Source organism: Chryseobacterium sp. CFS15, from assembly GCF_031118795.1.
Lineage (GTDB): Bacteria > Bacteroidota > Bacteroidia > Flavobacteriales > Weeksellaceae > Chryseobacterium > Chryseobacterium indoltheticum.
This window is the reverse complement of sequence record NZ_JAVHYL010000013.1, coordinates 22319-39697: the sequence shown is the minus strand read 5'-3', so window position 1 is coordinate 39697 and position 17379 is coordinate 22319. Positions and strand designations below refer to the sequence as shown.

Annotated in this window: 19 protein-coding genes; 13 read left to right on the top strand and 6 right to left on the bottom strand. The window is 33.9% G+C overall.

Annotated elements, in window-relative coordinates:
• Positions 1–5: 5 nt before the first annotated feature.
• Positions 6–374 carry a ribosome silencing factor gene (gene rsfS, locus OH814_RS17820; RefSeq protein ID WP_076557194.1) on the bottom strand — a complete coding sequence of 123 codons (369 nt, stop codon included), beginning with the start codon at positions 372–374 and terminating at the stop codon, positions 6–8.
• Positions 375–460: 86 nt separating this feature from the next.
• Here rsfS and OH814_RS17815 point away from each other — a divergent pair, with 86 nt between their 5' ends.
• A complete protein-coding gene (locus OH814_RS17815; RefSeq protein WP_308829087.1) occupies positions 461–1174 on the top strand; it encodes a biotin--[acetyl-CoA-carboxylase] ligase in 714 nt (237 codons plus the stop codon).
• On the opposite strand, the gene OH814_RS17810 is transcribed toward OH814_RS17815, so the two are convergent.
• From OH814_RS17810 to OH814_RS17795, 4 genes are all read right to left on the bottom strand, one after another.
• Complete coding sequence (locus OH814_RS17810) at positions 1168–2280, bottom strand: LptF/LptG family permease (protein WP_308829086.1); 1113 nt, start codon at positions 2278–2280, stop codon at positions 1168–1170. The genes OH814_RS17815 and OH814_RS17810 overlap by 7 nt on opposite strands.
• 72 nt (positions 2281–2352) lie before the next feature.
• Positions 2353–3483, bottom strand: coding sequence for a tRNA guanosine(34) transglycosylase Tgt (gene tgt, locus OH814_RS17805; RefSeq protein WP_308829085.1), 1131 nt, complete (start codon positions 3481–3483; stop codon positions 2353–2355).
• Between the two features lie 41 nt (positions 3484–3524).
• A complete protein-coding gene (locus OH814_RS17800) occupies positions 3525–3899 on the bottom strand; it encodes a DUF4296 domain-containing protein (protein WP_123886307.1) in 375 nt (124 codons plus the stop codon).
• Positions 3896–4612: a polyprenol monophosphomannose synthase gene (locus tag OH814_RS17795; RefSeq protein WP_115620554.1), complete on the bottom strand. Its 717-nt coding sequence runs from the start codon at positions 4610–4612 to the stop codon at positions 3896–3898. Before OH814_RS17795 ends, OH814_RS17800 begins: the two co-directional genes overlap by 4 nt.
• Before the next feature lie 76 nt (positions 4613–4688).
• Between OH814_RS17795 and OH814_RS17790 the strand changes: the two genes are divergently transcribed.
• The 5 genes from OH814_RS17790 to OH814_RS17770 all read left to right on the top strand — a co-directional run bounded on the left by OH814_RS17790 (position 4689) and on the right by OH814_RS17770 (position 8998).
• Positions 4689–5357 (top strand): DUF4271 domain-containing protein, encoded by a 669-nt coding sequence (locus OH814_RS17790; RefSeq protein ID WP_076558023.1) that lies wholly within the window; start codon positions 4689–4691, stop codon positions 5355–5357.
• A 12-nt stretch (positions 5358–5369) separates the two neighbouring features.
• The gene (locus OH814_RS17785) at positions 5370–6110 is read left to right on the top strand and encodes a uroporphyrinogen-III synthase (protein ID WP_076558022.1); all 741 of its coding nucleotides are present in this window, start codon (positions 5370–5372) and stop codon (positions 6108–6110) included.
• A 90-nt stretch (positions 6111–6200) separates the two neighbouring features.
• Complete coding sequence (locus OH814_RS17780) at positions 6201–8246, top strand: S9 family peptidase (protein ID WP_308829084.1); 2046 nt, start codon at positions 6201–6203, stop codon at positions 8244–8246.
• A 10-nt stretch (positions 8247–8256) separates the two neighbouring features.
• Entirely contained in the window at positions 8257–8616 is a 360-nt protein-coding gene (locus OH814_RS17775; RefSeq protein WP_308829083.1) for a four helix bundle protein, read from the top strand.
• Positions 8617–8656: 40 nt separating this feature from the next.
• Positions 8657–8998: a hypothetical protein gene (locus OH814_RS17770; protein WP_066676445.1), complete on the top strand. Its 342-nt coding sequence runs from the start codon at positions 8657–8659 to the stop codon at positions 8996–8998.
• A gap of 90 nt (positions 8999–9088) precedes the next feature.
• Here OH814_RS17770 and OH814_RS17765 read toward each other — a convergent pair whose 3' ends face one another.
• The gene (locus tag OH814_RS17765; RefSeq protein ID WP_279195610.1) at positions 9089–9589 is read right to left on the bottom strand and encodes an SRPBCC domain-containing protein; all 501 of its coding nucleotides are present in this window, start codon (positions 9587–9589) and stop codon (positions 9089–9091) included.
• 181 nt (positions 9590–9770) lie between these two features.
• Here OH814_RS17765 and OH814_RS17760 point away from each other — a divergent pair, with 181 nt between their 5' ends.
• The 7 genes from OH814_RS17760 to OH814_RS17730 all read left to right on the top strand — a co-directional run bounded on the left by OH814_RS17760 (position 9771) and on the right by OH814_RS17730 (position 17372).
• Positions 9771–11315 carry a sensor histidine kinase KdpD gene (locus OH814_RS17760; protein WP_115620557.1) on the top strand — a complete coding sequence of 515 codons (1545 nt, stop codon included), beginning with the start codon at positions 9771–9773 and terminating at the stop codon, positions 11313–11315.
• Between the two features lie 35 nt (positions 11316–11350).
• Positions 11351–12037, top strand: a complete 687-nt coding sequence (locus OH814_RS17755; RefSeq protein ID WP_074230805.1) for a response regulator transcription factor — start codon at positions 11351–11353, stop codon at positions 12035–12037.
• Between the two features lie 158 nt (positions 12038–12195).
• Positions 12196–12834, top strand: a complete 639-nt coding sequence (locus OH814_RS17750; protein WP_308829082.1) for a hypothetical protein — start codon at positions 12196–12198, stop codon at positions 12832–12834.
• A gap of 58 nt (positions 12835–12892) precedes the next feature.
• Positions 12893–13219, top strand: coding sequence for a hypothetical protein (locus tag OH814_RS17745; protein ID WP_308829081.1), 327 nt, complete (start codon positions 12893–12895; stop codon positions 13217–13219).
• Positions 13220–13325: 106 nt separating this feature from the next.
• Complete coding sequence (locus tag OH814_RS17740; RefSeq protein ID WP_308829080.1) at positions 13326–16019, top strand: TonB-dependent receptor domain-containing protein; 2694 nt, start codon at positions 13326–13328, stop codon at positions 16017–16019.
• Positions 16020–16165: 146 nt separating this feature from the next.
• Positions 16166–16585, top strand: a complete 420-nt coding sequence (locus tag OH814_RS17735) for an OsmC family protein (RefSeq protein WP_076557172.1) — start codon at positions 16166–16168, stop codon at positions 16583–16585.
• Positions 16586–16766: 181 nt separating this feature from the next.
• Entirely contained in the window at positions 16767–17372 is a 606-nt protein-coding gene (locus OH814_RS17730) for a TetR/AcrR family transcriptional regulator (protein WP_115620561.1), read from the top strand.
• Positions 17373–17379 lie beyond the last annotated feature (7 nt).

The following is a 17379-nucleotide window of genomic DNA, read 5'->3' as shown; positions in this document are numbered from 1 at the left end:
AAAATTTATATTTCACTTTCTATCCTTGTGATTTTTGCATCTCCCCAAAGCTCTTCGATATCGTAATATTCACGCGTCTCTTTCTGGAAAATATGCACCACCACTGAAACGTAATCTACCAAAACCCACATTGAGTTTTCTGTACCCTCTACATGCCAAGGTCTGTCTTGAAGATCGTTTCTTACTTTTTTTTCTACACTTCCTGCTAATGCAGAAACTTGTGTATTTGAGTTTCCGCTACATATTATAAACGTTTCTGCAACTGAGTTTTCGATTTTGGTAAGGTCAAAGATCATAATGTCTTCACCTTTTACATCTTGAATTGCCTCTACAATTTTATCTATTAGCGCTTGCTTTTCTGCTGTTTTATTCATTAAAATATACTATAATCTGCAAATTTATTGTTTTTCTTTTACTTTAGCCTTACTTTTAGGGTTTTAAAGTCTTAAAGTTTTCTTAAATGAGTGAGCTATTTTACCGCAATGCATGTTCTTCTACTAATGACGAAATATCTGACGTTTTACTTTATCCGCAATCAAATTTTATTGGTCTTTATACATTCAATCAAATAAAAGGGCGGGGACAATACGGAAACTCCTGGACATCAGCAGCCGAACAAAATCTTGCTTATACATTGGCAGTAAAAACCTCATGCATTCATCACTCTGATTTTTTGTTCAATTATTATACCGCAATCGCTGTACAAAGCTATCTTGCCAATCTGACTGAAAAGATAGTTAAAATAAAATGGCCGAATGATATTATCATTAAAAATAAAAAGGTTGCAGGAATACTGATCGAAAAGAAAAAAATCAATCAGGAAACTTACTTTATTATCGGAGTAGGAATCAATATTTTGCAGGAAAAATTTGATGAAATTTCTAATGCAGGATCGCTTTTGACGCAAACTGAGCAAACATTCAACCTTAAGCCGTTCGCAGAAAAACTACATTTATTTTTGATCGAAAAATTAAATAATATTCCGAACGACGATGAAGTATTAAACCAATTTAACTTAAATCTGTTCAAAAAAGACGAAGTTTCCGTTTTTGAGATTGAGAATGTAAGACAAAATGGCATCATCAAAAATGCAGACAAAAATGGTGAAATATGGATTGAACTGGAATCTGGATTACGATCTTTTTACCACAAAGAAATCAAACTTCTTTATTGATTTGCTCGTTTTAAATATAAGAACAAAGTAATCGGGAAGAATATAATATTCGGGAACCACATTGCCAATGCAGGTGACATACTTTTGTTCTCTGAAACCACTTTTAAAGCTTCAAAAGAGAATACAAATACGAATGCCAAAGAAATTCCTATCGCAAGATTAATCCCCAAACCTCCCCTTTTCTTTTGTGACGAAAGAGATAGCGCCAAAAACGTAAGAATAATAATAGAAACCGGCATCGAAGTACGCTGATGAAACTCATTCAGGTGAGAATTCAGGTTACTGTTTCCTTTATCTTTTTCACGCTGGATGAATTTTATAAGATCAGGAGTCGGTTTATTTTGTCCTAAAAGTTCGTTTGGAAATAATTCTTCAGGATCTTGTCCGTAATTTTTTTTCAACTCAAAACCCTGCCCTAATTTTTCGGAATCATCATTATTGATTGTTTTTTCCAAATAACTATTTAGCACAAAGCTTTTTTTATCTTGTTGCCAGACAACATCGGTTGCTTTCAGCTCGTAGATGAGCTTCCGGTTTTTATCAAACTTCTGGTATAAAAATCCGTAGCCTCTTTTTTCTCTTTTGTTCCAGGAATTAACGAAAATATATTCTGTCTTGCTTAATTGCGCAGAAACGGGAGCAGTCCCGAGAATTTTCTCTTTAGCAGCTGCGTTGTAAGTATAGGCTTCCAGCTGGTTTTTCTTTACATTTGCCCAAGGCAAAACGAAATGATTCACCGTCAGAGAAATCAAAGCAATAAATAAAGAAGTCAGCAAATATGGTCTTGCAAATCTGTGAAAACTCGCACCACTGCTTATAATAGCAACAATCTCGGTATTATTTGCCATTCTTGAGGTAAAATAAATCACCGATATAAAAACGAGAATCGCCAAGAATGTTATCACCAGATTGATAATCCAATAAGGATAAAAGTGAATAAGAAAGTACGTTAAATCTAGCTTAGGATCAATTTCAGTAGCTTTTTCTATTCTAGGAATTTTCTGCTGAACATCAATAACCAAAACTACAATAGACAATAATATCAACATGAAACTAAAAGTTCCAAGGTACTTTTTTACGATATATCCGTCTACTATTTTAAGCATTTCTATTTATTTTTAATAGGATTTTGTCCTATCTTTATTAAGCCGTCTTTTCGGGACTTCTCATTTTTATTTCTAAAGCCTTTGTCTCAATACAGGAACTACAGAATCTTTCCATTGATAGAAATCTCCCGCTAATATATGTTCTCTTGCAACTTTCACCAAATCTAAGTAAAACGCAAGATTATGGATTGACGCGATTTGTTTTGCCAAATATTCTTTAGACACAAATAAATGACGCACATACGCTTTAGAGTATTCGTGATCTACAAAACTTGTCCCAAACTCGTCTAATGGAGAAAAATCTTTCTTCCACTTTTCATTTTTCATATTCATCACCCCTTGCCAAGTGAAAAGCATTGCATTTCTTGCATTTCTTGTTGGCATTACGCAATCCATCATATCGATTCCCAAACCAATTGATTCTAAAATATTCCACGGAGTTCCTACTCCCATCAAATATCTCGGTTTATCTTTTGGTAAAATATCGGTTACCTCATCAGTAATCCTATATAGCTCTTCTTCAGGTTCTCCTACAGAAAGACCGCCAATTGCATTTCCTTCTGCACCCGCTTCTGAGATTACTTCTGCTGACATTTTTCTTAAATCTGAATAGGTGGAGCCTTGAACAATCGGGAAAAACCTTTGTTTATGACCGTATAATTCAGGATTTTCTGCGTTCCAGTCAATGCATCTTTTTAGCCAGCGATGGGTCATTTCCATTGATAACTTCACCTGATTATAATCACTTGGATAAGCAACACATTCATCAAATGCCATGAAAATATCTGCTCCGATCTGTCTCTGGATTTCCATAGATTTTTCCGGAGTGAATAAATGATAACTGCCGTCAATGTGAGATTTGAATTTCACCCCTTCCTCAGACATTTTTCGGCTTCCTGAAAGTGAAAACACCTGAAAACCTCCTGAATCGGTAAGAATCGGAAGGTCCCAATTCATAAATTTATGTAAACCTCCAGCTTCCTGCATCACTTCCATTCCCGGACGAAGATATAAATGATAGGTATTTCCCAAAATAATCTGAGCTTTAATATCATCTTTTATTTCTCTCTGGTGAACGGTTTTTACACTTGCAACAGTTCCTACAGGCATGAAAATCGGTGTTTGAATCGTTCCGTGATCGGTTGATAAAACTCCGGCTCTTGCTTTGCTTTCTGAGGTTTTTTCTATATTAAAAAAATTCATTCTTATACATTTTAGCTGCTTTACAGGAAAGCATTACTTCATTATCGTCTTTCTAATTTTGGCAATTCTATATCTTTTAATCTAGTATCGCCTTTTATTATCTTTTCAGACTTTGGATCTTTTTCTAAAATAATCTTCTGGGCATCTTCTACAATCCCCGTCATTTTCTGCTTAACAATATAATATCGGTAGCTTGCTACAAAATCTTCGGTTTTTACTTGATGATTTTTTAAAATAAATCTTGTCCCGCTTTCCAGATTACTTCCCGGATACAAATAGGTAACCTGATCGTTAATCGCCAAATCAGCTATAATTTCTGACATCTTATCTTTATCAATAAGATTTTTTGGTTTATCTATATATTCACTGCATGAAAACAGACACATTAAAACGAAAATGAAGATCAGTTTTTTCATAACCTGTTGATTATTGATTTCCACTTTAAATTTAAAACACCAAATACGGCTTCATGGATGATTCCGCCATTCATTTTACTTTCACCCAAAATTCTATTGGTAAAAATAATAGGAACTTCAACAATTTTAAACCCTTTTTTGAAAGCTCTGAATTTCATTTCAATCTGAAAACCATACCCTTTCAACCTTACATTATCTAAACCAATTTCGTCTAAAACTTTTCTTGAAAAACAGACAAAACCTGCTGTAGTATCATGAATTGGAAGACCTAAAATAAATCTCACATATTTTGATGCGAAATAAGAAAGTAAAACTCTTCCCATTGGCCAGTTGACAACATTTACGCCTTTAGAATAACGGGAACCCACTGCCATATCTGCATTTTTGCAGGCTTCAAAAAGTTTTGGCAAATCTTTTGGGTCATGAGAAAAATCGGCATCCATCTCAAAAATGTAATCATAATTGTTTTGAAGCGCCCATTTAAAACCATGAATATATGCCTTCCCTAAGCCATCTTTTATATGTCTTATAGAAAGATGAAGAGTGTGAGGAAACTTTTTTTGAAGTTCTTTTACAAGGTCGGCCGTTTTATCTGGCGAAGAATCGTCTACCACCAGGATGTGAAACCCTTCTTCCAATGCAAAAACAGCGGAAATTATATTTTCTATATTCTCCTTTTCGTTATAGGTCGGAATTATGACGAGTTTTTTCATTTCAATTTGCAAAGATAGTTTATTTAAGCTTTTTATTTTAAACAAAATAATCGATAATTTTGCAAAAAATATTGCGTTGCCTATATTACTAAATTTTAAAAACGAAGTAAGAATACCCGAAAATAATGATTGGGTGGTTTTTATCCTTATCGGTTGTCTTTTTTTATACATCTTTATGATGAATATAGTAGAGCGTGAGGCCAATCTTAAAGATTTCCTTTTGCAGAAATACTATGATTCTAGCAACAACCTTCCAAGCTGGATCATTACTTCAATTGTTACAGCCTTAAGTTTGAGCGTTCTGATTTCTCAATATGTCCCGATTATCCCGAAATATGTTGCCGATTTTCAGCCTTTTGGATATCAGCTTAATAAAATAGGATATACTATTGTAATTATTTCGCTTTTTTATTTAATAAGAACTGCATTGGGTTTTTTATTTTATCAAGCGATAGGTGACGGCAAAAAATGGACTATTTTTTATTTTACCTCCACCAAATTTCACTTTATATTATCAGTTTTACTGATTATTTTATGTGTAACCCACTATTATTTCCCGATAGACAGAAATAGCGCATTTATTTATTATATCAGTTTTTTTTCTTTTGTATTCATTTTCAAGGTGTTTTTCTATTTGTTTCACAGAAACAACATCTTACCCCAAAAATGGTATTATAAATTTTTGTATATTTGCACCCTCCAAATTGCACCACTGTTGATGCTTTGGAAGTTATTATTTATTTAATAAAAGTACATGATGAGAATAAAGTCAATATTGGTTTCTCAACCAGCACCTAGTGAGTCTTCTCCATATCTGGAAATTGCGAAGAAGGAAAAAATAAAGATTGACTTCCGCCCTTTTATCCACGTCGAAGGAGTAGACAACAAAGAACTTAGAACACAAAAAATTGATCTTACGCAGCATACCGGTATTATTTTTACCAGTAAAAATGCGATAGACCACTATTTCAGACTTGCTGAAGAATTAAGGTTTACCGTGCCAGACACAATGAGATACATTTGTCAGTCTGAGGCGATTGCCAATTACCTTCAGAAGCACATTGTGTACAGAAAAAGAAAGATCAGTTTTGGTGAAAAAAACTTTGCGGATCTTTTGCCACTTTTCAAAAAATTTCCTTCCGAGAAGTACCTGCTGCCTTCTTCAGATGTTTTAAGCCCGGATATTCCAAAAACTTTGGATGCGGCTAACATCCAATGGACAAGAGCAATCATGTACAGAACGGTATGCAGTGATTTGACGGATATCAACATTCAAGATTACGATATGTTGATTTTCTTTAGCCCGCAAGGGATAAAATCTCTGCAACAAAATTTCCCGGATTTTAAACAGGAAGATACAAAAATAGGCGTTTTCGGACCTACTACTTCAGCTGCGGCAGAAGATGCAGGTTTAAAAATAGATCTTATGGCTCCCACAAAAGAAACACCATCTATGACTATGGCGCTTGAAAAATATATCAAAAGCCTGCACAAATAGTTTTAAAGTATTTGATACAAAACAGCCGTCTTTTCGATATAAGGAAAAGATGGTTTTTTTTTAATTAAATTTGAACAAGAATTAATATTAATGAAAGCTCCCACGGCAAAAAAAATAGAAAAGGTACTCGAAATACACGGCGACAGAAGAATTGACAATTATTTCTGGATGAATGAAAAAGAAAATCCTGAGGTTATACAATATCTTGAAGAAGAAAACGCCTACGCTAATTTTGTAATGGAAGATTCTGAAGAGTTTCAAGAGGAGCTTTATCAGGAAATGAAAGCCAGATATAAAAAAGATGACGAATCTTTGCCTTATTTCTTTAATGAATATTGGTATATGGTACGTTATGAAGCAGGGAAAGAATACCCGATTTTCTGCAGAAAATATAAAACTCTAGACAATGAAGAAGAGATCATTCTCGACGTCAATATTCTTGCAGAAGGAGAAGAGTTTTTTGAAGTAGCCAATGTTGCAGTAAGCCCCAATAACGAGTTAGCCTCATTCTCATCAGACAATGTAGGAAGAAGAATCTATACTTTAAATTTTAAAGATTTAAAAACCGGCGAGATTATTTCTGACACCATTGAAAACACCACGGGAAAGGCGGTTTGGGCAAATGATAACCAACACGTTTTCTACATTATAAAAGATGAAAGCTTACGTGCATATAAAGTGTACAGACATAAATTGGGAACCGACACTTCTGAAGATGTTTTAATCTTCCATGAAGAAGATGAGACTTTTGATGTAAATGTTTTTAAGACAAAGTCTATGGAATATATTTTCATGGCGAGTTCGAGCACCATTTCAGATGAGCATCATTTTATCCCTGCAGACAATGTTTTTGCAGAATGGAAAGTTATTCAGCCAAGAATCGATGATCTGGAATATTCTGTAGAACATTACGGAGATGAATTTTATATCATTACCAATATTGACGATGCTACCAATTTTAAAATTGTAAAAACAAAAATAGAAAATTGTGGCATGGAATTCTGGGTAGATGTCATTCCGCATCGTGACGAGGTTTTATTGGAAGGTTTTGAAATTTTTAAAGATTATCTTGTTCTCGAGGAAAGAGAAAAGGGCCTTTTACAGATCAAAATCATTGAAGAAAAAACACAGGAATCTTATTATTTGATATTTTCAGATCCCACATACACGACGTACATCAGCATCAATTTAGAATTTGACACCGAAATATTACGCTTTGGATATACTTCTTTGACGCAGCCAAACTCGACATATGAATATAATATGAAAGAAAAAACCACCAAACTACTGAAGCAACAGGAAGTTTTGGGCGGGAAATTTTTACCTGAAAATTATATTTCTGAAAGAATCTGGGCAGATTCTAGAGATGGAGAAGAAAAAATACCTATTTCTTTAGTTTATCACAAAGACACGAAAAAATCTGCAGACACTCCGCTTCTTTTATATGGGTACGGAAGTTATGGCCACACCGTCGATGCAAGTTTTTCTAATGTAAGATTATCAATTTTAGACCGCGGATTTATTTATGCAATTGCTCACATCCGAGGCGGCGAATATCTGGGAAGAGAATGGTATGAAGACGGAAAAATGTTGTTTAAGAAAAATACGTTCTTTGATTTTATTGATGCCGGAAAATATTTAATTCAGGAAAACTATACCTCTTCAAAGCATTTGTACGCAATGGGCGGAAGCGCAGGCGGATTATTGGTGGGAGCCGTGATGAATTACGAACCTACTCTATTCAACGGAATTGTAGCACAAGTTCCTTTTGTAGACGTAGTTTCAACAATGCTGGACGAAACCATTCCTTTAACAACGGGAGAATATGATGAATGGGGAAATCCTAATGACGAAGAGTATTATCATTACATGAAAGAATATTCACCATACGATAATGTAGAGGCAAAAGATTATCCACATACATTAATTACAACTGGTTTTCACGATTCTCAGGTACAATATTGGGAGCCCGCAAAATGGACCGCAAAACTGAGAGAATTAAAAACGGATAATAATATTCTGATTTTCAAGACTGACATGAGCTCAGGACACGGCGGCGCAAGCGGAAGATTTGAATCATTAAAGGAAGACGCATTGGAATACGCATTCCTTTTAAAGATAGATGGTAAGCGATAATTTATAAATGATGGATAATCTAGATTACAATAAGGTTTTCGCAACAAAAACAAAACAAATTGCGATAAGTATTATTAAGGAATTTTCACAACTTCCTTATAATGAAGCCTTTTCTGTAATAAGAAAGCAAGTATATAGATCATCTACATCAATGGCTGCAAATTATAGAGCAATGTGCAGAGCAAGATCAAAAGCTGAACGCTATTCAAAATTATCTATCGTGATTGAAGAAACCGACGAAACTTTATTTTGGCTTGAAATGCTTGAAGAATTAGACTATGTTCAAAGAGAAATCTTATTAGATTTAAAAATCAAAACAGAGGAAGTTCTAAAAACTACTTCTTCCTATCGTAAAATGCTAAAGGAATAATCTTTATCATTGATCAACTATTATTTATCATTTATATATTATGACAGAAAGTGAAATTTGGCAAAAAATAGAACAATTTTTCATTGAAAATTTTGATACTGAAAAAAACGCTCCTATTGAAACTTATTTATTCTTAATAGGCATTCAGGAATTGGGGAGCGGGCAGCAGAAATATACCAAAGACGACAAGCTGAATATACTTCACATCGCAGTTTGCCGTTTATTGGAACCATTCGGATATTTTAAATTTTCACATTACGACGACGACGGTTATCCTCATTTCGAGGAAACGGAAAAACTTCCGGAGCTCAAACCGAACGAGCAACAAATCCTGATGAAAAAAGCGATCATTCAGTATTTTCAGGATGAAGAATTGATTTAAATTAATCAATAATAGATAAAAAAAATGGAGAGTAATTTACTTTCCATTTTTTATTTTTGGGTTAATTTATCTGATAAAGAATACAATCATTTATTCAACTTTTAGATTATTAAAGATATCTTCCAACTGATTCAGACCCATTTTAAAACCTTCTTCAAAACCCATTTCCAATTGTTTTTTCATATCATCTTCTGATTGAAAATGTATATTGACCGAAACTTTTGTACCTTCTTCAGTTCCCGTAAAACCAATCAGCCATTGAGTCTGTGGAAATTTCATATCTACATTTCCATCCGCATCACAGAAAGCATCAACCCCATCGAAACTTCTATGCTCATTGATTTCTCCATATTTTACAAGCGAAAATATCTTCTCGCCTTCTGGTCCGTTCATAGAGTACAGCCATACGCCACCTTCTTCAAAATTTAAAGTATCAGTTTCACACACCCACGGTTTTGGTGCCCACCACTGGTCGAGGAGTTCGGGTTTCGTAAAATAATCCCACACTTCTGCGGATTTTGCATGATAGATTTTCATCACATAAATACTTTTTGCGCGAAAATCCTGATTAAAAACAATTGTTGAGCTCATAGTTATTTTGGTTTGGTTAAAAAATTATCACAAGTTTCTTTAAGAAATCTGGCTTAAGTTTATAATAAAATGTTAAAATACTGTTTTTTAAGAAAAAATAAACAATATTTTGGCGCATTTTTTGTTTACTAAATCTTAAAATGATTAATTTTAACATTCACAATTTTAATTATCCAATGTAATGAATAACAAATTCATCCCGATAATCTCGGTTTTTATGACAATTTCTCTGATCGTATTTGTCACGCTGCAGTTTTATTGGCTCAAAAATTACTATGTGGCATTGGAACAAGAATTTTCTAACAAAGTTTATTCCGCTTTAGAAAATACTTCAAAAAACATAGCAGAAATTGAAGTAGATAAGCTTTTTAATGAGAATTATGCAAATTTACGAGATAATGTAAAAGCAAACAGCAAAAAGCCGTCTCTTACAACGATTCAGCAAACTCAGGATTCGGGAACTAAGAAATCGATTATTTATTACAGAAATATTATCGAGACTCAGCAACTTCCACTTCCAAAAAGAGGAGATTCACTTCTTCTTACAAAAATGTACACCGATGATGCAGCATATACAGTTAAAAGAGATACATCACAGCGTGAACTGTTGACTTCAGAAATCAACCAGGATATTGCAAGTGGTGATTATAATTTTAAAGAATTCTTAAAGGTAAACGGAAATATCCCAATCAGCAAAAGAGTTGATCCTAAAATTCTAGATTCTGTCATTACCAAAGAGCTTAGAATGAAAGGAATTACCGCTGATTTCGGATACGGAGTTTCAGACAAAAATAATAAGCTAACTAATATTGTCAATAAAATCTTTAAAGAGAAAAAAGACGATAATTCTTATTCATATCCTTTATTTACAGACACAAAAGACCGTACTTTATATACATTAGCTTTGGTTTTCCCTAAAAAAGAATACTCTTTGGCGATGAATAACTGGCCAATGCTTTTGGGAACTTTTCTTTCATTATTGACTATTTTAGGAATTTACATTATTTCTATTAATTATATGATGAGACAGAAAAAACTGGCAGAAGTGAAGACTGATTTCATCAACAATATGTCGCACGAATTTAAAACGCCGCTTGCAACAATTTCCGTAGCGACAGATTCTTTGGCCAATGACAAAATTGCAACGAATCCTGATAAGGTAAAATATTATTCAAACCTTATTAAGCAGGAAAATCTCAGGATGAAAAAGCAGGTAGAAAACGTTCTGAATATGTCTAAACTGGAACGAAATGAAGTGAAATTATTCTTAAGAGAAACCAACGTAAGAGAATTGATTAAGAAAACCACAGAATCATTTAATCTGATTATTCAGCAGAGAAACGGAAAGCTTATTCAGGAGTTTAATGCTACTCATTATACTTTTAGAATTGATGAGTTTCATATCTCAAATATGCTGGTCAATCTTTTGGATAATGCCAATAAATATTCACCGGAACCACCTGAAATCAGTATTAAAACCCATAATGAAGGTATTTGGTACGTTTTAGAAATTTCAGATAAAGGAATGGGCATGGAAACCCAAAACAAGACTAAAATTTTCGAAAAATTCTTCAGAGAAGAAACCGGAAACATTCATAATGTAAAAGGACAAGGGTTAGGACTTTCTTACGTTAAAAAAATAGTTGAACTTCATAAAGGAGTAATCATTGTAGAATCAGAAAAAGAGCTGGGAAGTAAATTTATCATCAAACTTCCGATGGCATAAAAATAATTTTAAACAAATAAGAAAATATAAAACATATGAGCAACAGGATATTATTAGTAGAAGACGATCAGAGTTTCGGGGCGGTACTGAAAGATTATCTTACGATAAACAATTTTGAAGTTACCCTTGCCGTAGATGGAGAACAGGGATTGAAAGAGTTTACAGAGAGCGAATTTGACATCTGTATTTTTGACGTAATGATGCCGAAAAAAGACGGTTTTTCATTAGCTGAAGATGTAAAAAAAATCGATAAAAATACACCAATCATATTTTTGACTGCCAGAAATATGAGAGAAGATATTTTGAAAGGATATCAGTTGGGAGCAGATGATTATATCACAAAACCATTTGATACCGAATTGCTTTTATATAAAATTAAAGCTATTCTTCAGAGAAGTTCTACTTTGGAAAACGAAGAACAGGAACAGTTTAAAATCAGCAATATTTTCTTTGATTCTATGCTGAGACAATTGAGAGTGGGTGATAACGAATACAAGCTTTCACCTAAAGAAAATGAACTTTTAAAATTGCTTTGTCTTCACAGAAACGACTTTATGCCTAGAGATTTAGCATTAAGAAAAATCTGGAAAAAAGAAAACTATTTTACAGCAAGAAGTATGGATGTTTATATTGCTAAACTTAGAAAACTTCTGAAAGACGATGAAGGTTTAGAAATCATCAACGTACACGGTGAAGGTTTCAGACTTTTGGTTAAGAACTAAACGAACGTTAAAATAGCGACATAAAATTAAAATTAGCAAAACAATTCAAAATGTTTTGCTAATTTTGTTTTTCAAGGCAATTTTTGATGCTAAATTCTAAACTTTTAATAAAAGTAAAGGCAAAACAAATCATTATTGCCAAGAAATAAAATCTATTTATGAAAAATCTACTTTTTGGACTTTTAGCAACTTCGCTTGTTGCAGTTTCATGTAAAAAAGACGAAAAACCAACATATTTACAAGACAGCAGCGGAAATCAGCAACCTAATACTGCTATGAACACAGCTCCGAAACCTTCTCTAATCGATCAGGCAGGAATAAAAACGTCAACGGGTGCGACAATGGTTACCGCATCAGGAATGAATCCTCCACATGGGCAGCCAGGTCACAGATGTGATATCCCAGTTGGACAGCCTTTGAATGGCGCTCCAGCAGCGCAAAATACTGCTTCTCAAAATATTCAGGTGAATGGTAACAATACGGTTCAAATTGATCCAAATGCTGCAAATCCAACGAAAATAACACCAAATCAAAATGGTCAACCCGTGAAAACTGCTCCGGGAATGAATCCTCCACACGGAGAACCTGGTCACAGATGCGAAATTCCGGTTGGACAACCTTTAAACAGTAAACCGGCATCACCTGCTGTTCAAACGAATAGTACTCCTATGCAGGCTCCACAGCAAGTTCAAGCCCCACAAGCTGCAGTTGCCAATACAGGCCCAAAGCCAAAGAATAATCCTGCTCATGGTCAACCTTGGCATGACTGTGCAAAACAAGTTGGTGCTCCACTTTAATTATTTTTCTTAGATTTGCACTGTGAAACCGATTCAGCTATTATTAATTATCTTTTATTTGGGAATTTTTTTAATTCCTAAAGATAATTTTTATGCTAAGGCTTCAAAGGAAAATTGTTGCAAATCTGAATCTAAAATGTCGTGTTGTGAAAAAAGCCATGACAACCATAATTCTAAAGACAGTAAAAACAACCATAAATCATGTAATGATGATTGTTGTTCGTCTTGCATGACCTGCAATACATTCGTAGAAAATAATTTTGCGAAAAACAATACTTGGGGAATTCCTACGTTCAAAACAATCTCAAAAATTCAGGTTCAGTATGCTGATCCTTATATTTCAAACGGTTTAAAAGAAATCTGGCAACCGCCTAAACTAGGTTAATTAAAATTAATTTAACGATGTATCAGTTTACCAATCTACCATGATTGTTACGCTATAGCATTGTTAAAACATTACATTAATTCAATTAATCTAAATTTTAAACAAAATGAAATTATATTTTACCAAGGTAATTCTTGGCGCATTCTTATTATTTACAACCTTCATTTCAGCTCAAAATCTTTCTAAAAGCCAGTTTAAGGTAAAAGGAAACTGTGAGATGTGTAAAGAAAGAATAGAAACAACAGCAAAAAAAGCAGGCGCACAATCTGCTCGATATTCTATAGACCTACAAACTCTTACACTAGAAATGTCAGAAAAAGTTTCACCTGAAGACATTCTAAAAAAAGTTGCAGAAGCCGGTCACGACAACGAAAAATTCAAAGCTTCTGATGAAACTTATGAAAAACTTCCGGGATGTTGCCATTACGACAGAGATTTAAAAACAGAAAACTCAAACATAGAAAATCACAATCACTCTAAAGGTGAAAATGAATTTTTTGTGAAAGGAAATTGCGAATCTTGTAAAGCCCGAATAGAAAAAGCAGCAAAATCTGCCGGAGCAAACTCTGCAGAATGGAGCGCTGAAAAGCAAACAGTAACGTTAAACTTTGACTCATCTAAAACATCTGCCGATCAAATTCTTAAAAAAATTGCAGAAGTAGGTCATGATAATGAAAAGTATAAAACAACGGATGATGTGTACAAGCAGCTTCCGGGATGTTGTCTTTACGACCGTGATATCGAGTTTGGAGAAAAAAACGAAAAAGTTCATTCTAACGAAACAGAAAAGGAATTTGCAGAAAGACAAGCCAATACAGAAGCTTCTAACCACAATTCTCATTCAACTGGTGAAAAAAGCATTGAAGGGGTAACGATTACAGCATCAAAAGCAGCAACTTCTATCAGTAAAAAAGAAGCTGGTTTGGTTTTTAATATCGATTCTAAAGAACTTTTAAAAGCAGCATGTTGTAATTTATCTGAAAGCTTTGAAACCAACGCAACTGTTGATGTTTCTTTCAGCAATGCTGTTACAGGAACTAAACAGCTTAAAATGTTAGGTTTAGATCAAAAATACACAAGCTTAACGAAAGAATTATTACCGGAAATCAGAGGTTTGGCTTCCGCTTATGGATTAAATTTTATTCCCGGAAGATGGATCGAAAGTATTCAGCTGACAAAAGGAGGAAGTACTGTAACAAACGGTTATGAAAGTATTACAGGACAAATCAACACAGAGCTTATTAAGAATTCTAAAACACCTGAAACCTCATTAAACCTTTTTGCTGATTTCAACGGAAGAGCTGAAGCAAACGTTACGCACGTAGCGGCGATTAATGATAAATGGTCGCAAACTTTTCTCCTTCACGGAAACGGAACTTTCGGAGACACCGATATGAATGACGACAATTTTCTTGACCGTCCAAAAGGAACACAGATCAATGCGGCTTATCTATTGAATTATAATGATTTGGAGCGTTCAGGTTTTGGATCACATTTCGGAATTAATTTTATAAAAGATGAAAGAACTGCAGGACAAATAGGATTTGATAAAAAACTTCCTCAAAGTGAGCAGTCACTTTACGGTGTTGGAATTGACATTTCAAGATTTCAGGTTTGGAACAAAACGGGTTATGTTTTTAAAGGAAAACCTTATCAAAGCTTAGGCTGGATGAATCAATATGTGTATCATCAACAAGACAGCTTTTTCGGTTTGAGAAATTATTCAGGACAGCAACACACTTATTATTCTAATTTGATTTTTGAAAGTATTTTAGGAAATACCAATCATAAATATAAAGCTGGAGCGAGTTTCTTATACGATGGTTATGAAGAAAATTATTTAGTTGATAACTTTAAAAGAAACGAAATTGTTCCGGGAATTTTTGCTGAATATACTTTAACAGGCTTAAAATATACTTTGGTTGCAGGAGCAAGAGCAGACTTTCACAACTTGGCAGGAACACAGTTCACACCGAGATTGAATTTTAAATATGACTTTACTCCGCAAACTATTTTTAGAATTTCTGCAGGAAGAGGTTTCAGAACAGCTAATGTTTTTGCAGAAAGTCAACAGTATTTTGCATCCAACAGAAACATTCAGATTTTACAAAACGGTGGAGACATTTATGGTTTAAGACCAGAAATTGCTTGGAATTATGGCGTGAGCTTACAGCAGGAATTTAAAATTTTTGGTAAAAAATCAACTATTGTTGCAGACTTTTTCAGAACAGACTTCCAGGATCAGGTTTTGGTAGATCTTGACCGCTCACCTCAGCAATTAACGTTTTATAATCTTGATGGAAAATCTTTTGCCAACTCATTCCAAACGCAGTGGGATTTTACTCCTTTCAAAAATTTTGATGTAAGATTGGCTTACAAATATTATGATGTTCAGGCAGATTATTTGGATGGAAGACGTGAAGTTCCTTTCATGGCAAAACACAGAGGTTTTGTGAACCTTGCTTATGCTACCAACAAAAATAAAAACGAAGGATTCTGGAGTTTTGATACAACATTGAATTGGGTTGGAAAACAAAGACTTCCCAATACTTCAACTAACCCTGCAGAATTTCAATTACCTATGTATTCTGAATCTTATGCAGTTTTGAATGCACAGGTTTCTAGAAATTTCAATAAAAAATTAAGAGCTTATTTGGGTGGAGAAAACCTAACTTCTTATCATCAAAAAAATGCGATTATGGATTTTAGAAATCCTTTCGGAAACTATTTTGATGGCGGAATGGTTTACGCTCCAATTATGAAAGCTAATTTTTATGTTGGTTTTGACGTAACATTTTAAGATTGAGATTGAGAGATTTGAATAATTTTCAAATTAACTCATTTTCAAATTCACAAATAAAAAAGGCATGGTTTCGATAATTTAATGATTATCAAATCATGCTTTTTTGTATCTTTAATTTTAAATTTAAAAATCAAATATTCAATATGAAACGTAATGCAACAGCCGTTTGGAACGGCACCGTAAAAGAAGGGAAAGGGCACTTAACAACACAAAGCACAACTTTAAACCAAACTCAATATTCTTTCGGAAGCCGTTTCGAAGATGGGGTCGGAACCAATCCTGAAGAGTTATTGGCTGCAGCTCACGCAGGATGTTTCACCATGAAACTAAGCGCAGAATTGACTCAAGCAGGCTTCACTCCTGAAGAGCTTACCACAAAATCAGTAATCACGCTAGATCCTGCAGCTGGAAAAATCACTAAATCTGAATTGACATTAACCGCTAAAATCCCTGGAATCTCTGAAGAAGATTTTCAAAAATATGCGAAGATTGCTGAAGAAGGTTGTCCTGTAAGCCAGGCTTTCAGTTTTGAGATTAGCTTGAATGCTACTTTAGCAAACTAAGCATACGATAAAACTTAATTACAGCATCAATAGAAACGGGTTAAAGCCCGTTTTTTTATTTTTAAATTTAATTCAAATTATTTTAGCTTAAAATCAAGAATAATCAACAATATATTTAATTTAAAAATAAAAAATATACCAATCGGTATATTTATGTATATTTGTATGTTGATTATTGAAGATGTCAAAAGCAGAAAAGACAAAACAATTCATTATTGAGAAAACGGCCACTTTGTTTAATACCAAAGGTTATACCGCTACGTCTTTGTCTGATATTACAGAAGCAACCGGCCTCACGAAAGGCAGTATCTACGGAAATTTTGAAAACAAAGACGAAGTATCTCTTGAGGTTTACAAATACAATTCGGGAATTCTGAAAAAAAGTTTGATGAGATCATTCAGCGAAGAGTTTCCTACAATGTCTGATAAACTGTATGCTTTCGTGTCTTTCTACAGAAAAAACTGGCAATTGGTGTTTCTACATGGCGGTTGCCCATTGATGAATGCTGCAACAGAATCTGACGATACTTTTCCTGCATTAAACAATCAGGTAAAATTATCTTTTGAAGACTGGACAAAAACCATTTCGAAAATCATCAAGACCGGACAGGTTAATAATGAATTCATTCAGGAAATAGATCCCGAGCAATATGCTTCTCTTTTCATCATCCTTATTGAAGGCGGAATTTTGCTTTCTAAAACAACAAAAGATGAGAAACACTTAAATCTTGCTTTAGATAGAATTCTATTACTCATCAACAAAGAAATTAAAAAAAATCCTTTATAATATAAAT

Coding starts and splice junctions, on each gene's coding strand:
- rsfS (WP_076557194.1), bottom strand. CDS start 374: ATGAATAAAACAGCAGAAAAGCAAGCGCTAATAGATAAAATTGTAGAG.
- OH814_RS17815 (WP_308829087.1), top strand. CDS start 461: ATGAGTGAGCTATTTTACCGCAATGCATGTTCTTCTACTAATGACGAA.
- OH814_RS17810 (WP_308829086.1), bottom strand. CDS start 2,280: ATGCTTAAAATAGTAGACGGATATATCGTAAAAAAGTACCTTGGAACT.
- tgt (WP_308829085.1), bottom strand. CDS start 3,483: ATGAATTTTTTTAATATAGAAAAAACCTCAGAAAGCAAAGCAAGAGCC.
- OH814_RS17800 (WP_123886307.1), bottom strand. CDS start 3,899: ATGAAAAAACTGATCTTCATTTTCGTTTTAATGTGTCTGTTTTCATGC.
- OH814_RS17795 (WP_115620554.1), bottom strand. CDS start 4,612: ATGAAAAAACTCGTCATAATTCCGACCTATAACGAAAAGGAGAATATA.
- OH814_RS17785 (WP_076558022.1), top strand. CDS start 5,370: ATGAGAATAAAGTCAATATTGGTTTCTCAACCAGCACCTAGTGAGTCT.
- OH814_RS17780 (WP_308829084.1), top strand. CDS start 6,201: ATGAAAGCTCCCACGGCAAAAAAAATAGAAAAGGTACTCGAAATACAC.
- OH814_RS17775 (WP_308829083.1), top strand. CDS start 8,257: ATGGATAATCTAGATTACAATAAGGTTTTCGCAACAAAAACAAAACAA.
- OH814_RS17770 (WP_066676445.1), top strand. CDS start 8,657: ATGACAGAAAGTGAAATTTGGCAAAAAATAGAACAATTTTTCATTGAA.
- OH814_RS17765 (WP_279195610.1), bottom strand. CDS start 9,589: ATGAGCTCAACAATTGTTTTTAATCAGGATTTTCGCGCAAAAAGTATT.
- OH814_RS17760 (WP_115620557.1), top strand. CDS start 9,771: ATGAATAACAAATTCATCCCGATAATCTCGGTTTTTATGACAATTTCT.
- OH814_RS17755 (WP_074230805.1), top strand. CDS start 11,351: ATGAGCAACAGGATATTATTAGTAGAAGACGATCAGAGTTTCGGGGCG.
- OH814_RS17750 (WP_308829082.1), top strand. CDS start 12,196: ATGAAAAATCTACTTTTTGGACTTTTAGCAACTTCGCTTGTTGCAGTT.
- OH814_RS17740 (WP_308829080.1), top strand. CDS start 13,326: ATGAAATTATATTTTACCAAGGTAATTCTTGGCGCATTCTTATTATTT.
- OH814_RS17735 (WP_076557172.1), top strand. CDS start 16,166: ATGAAACGTAATGCAACAGCCGTTTGGAACGGCACCGTAAAAGAAGGG.
- OH814_RS17730 (WP_115620561.1), top strand. CDS start 16,767: ATGTCAAAAGCAGAAAAGACAAAACAATTCATTATTGAGAAAACGGCC.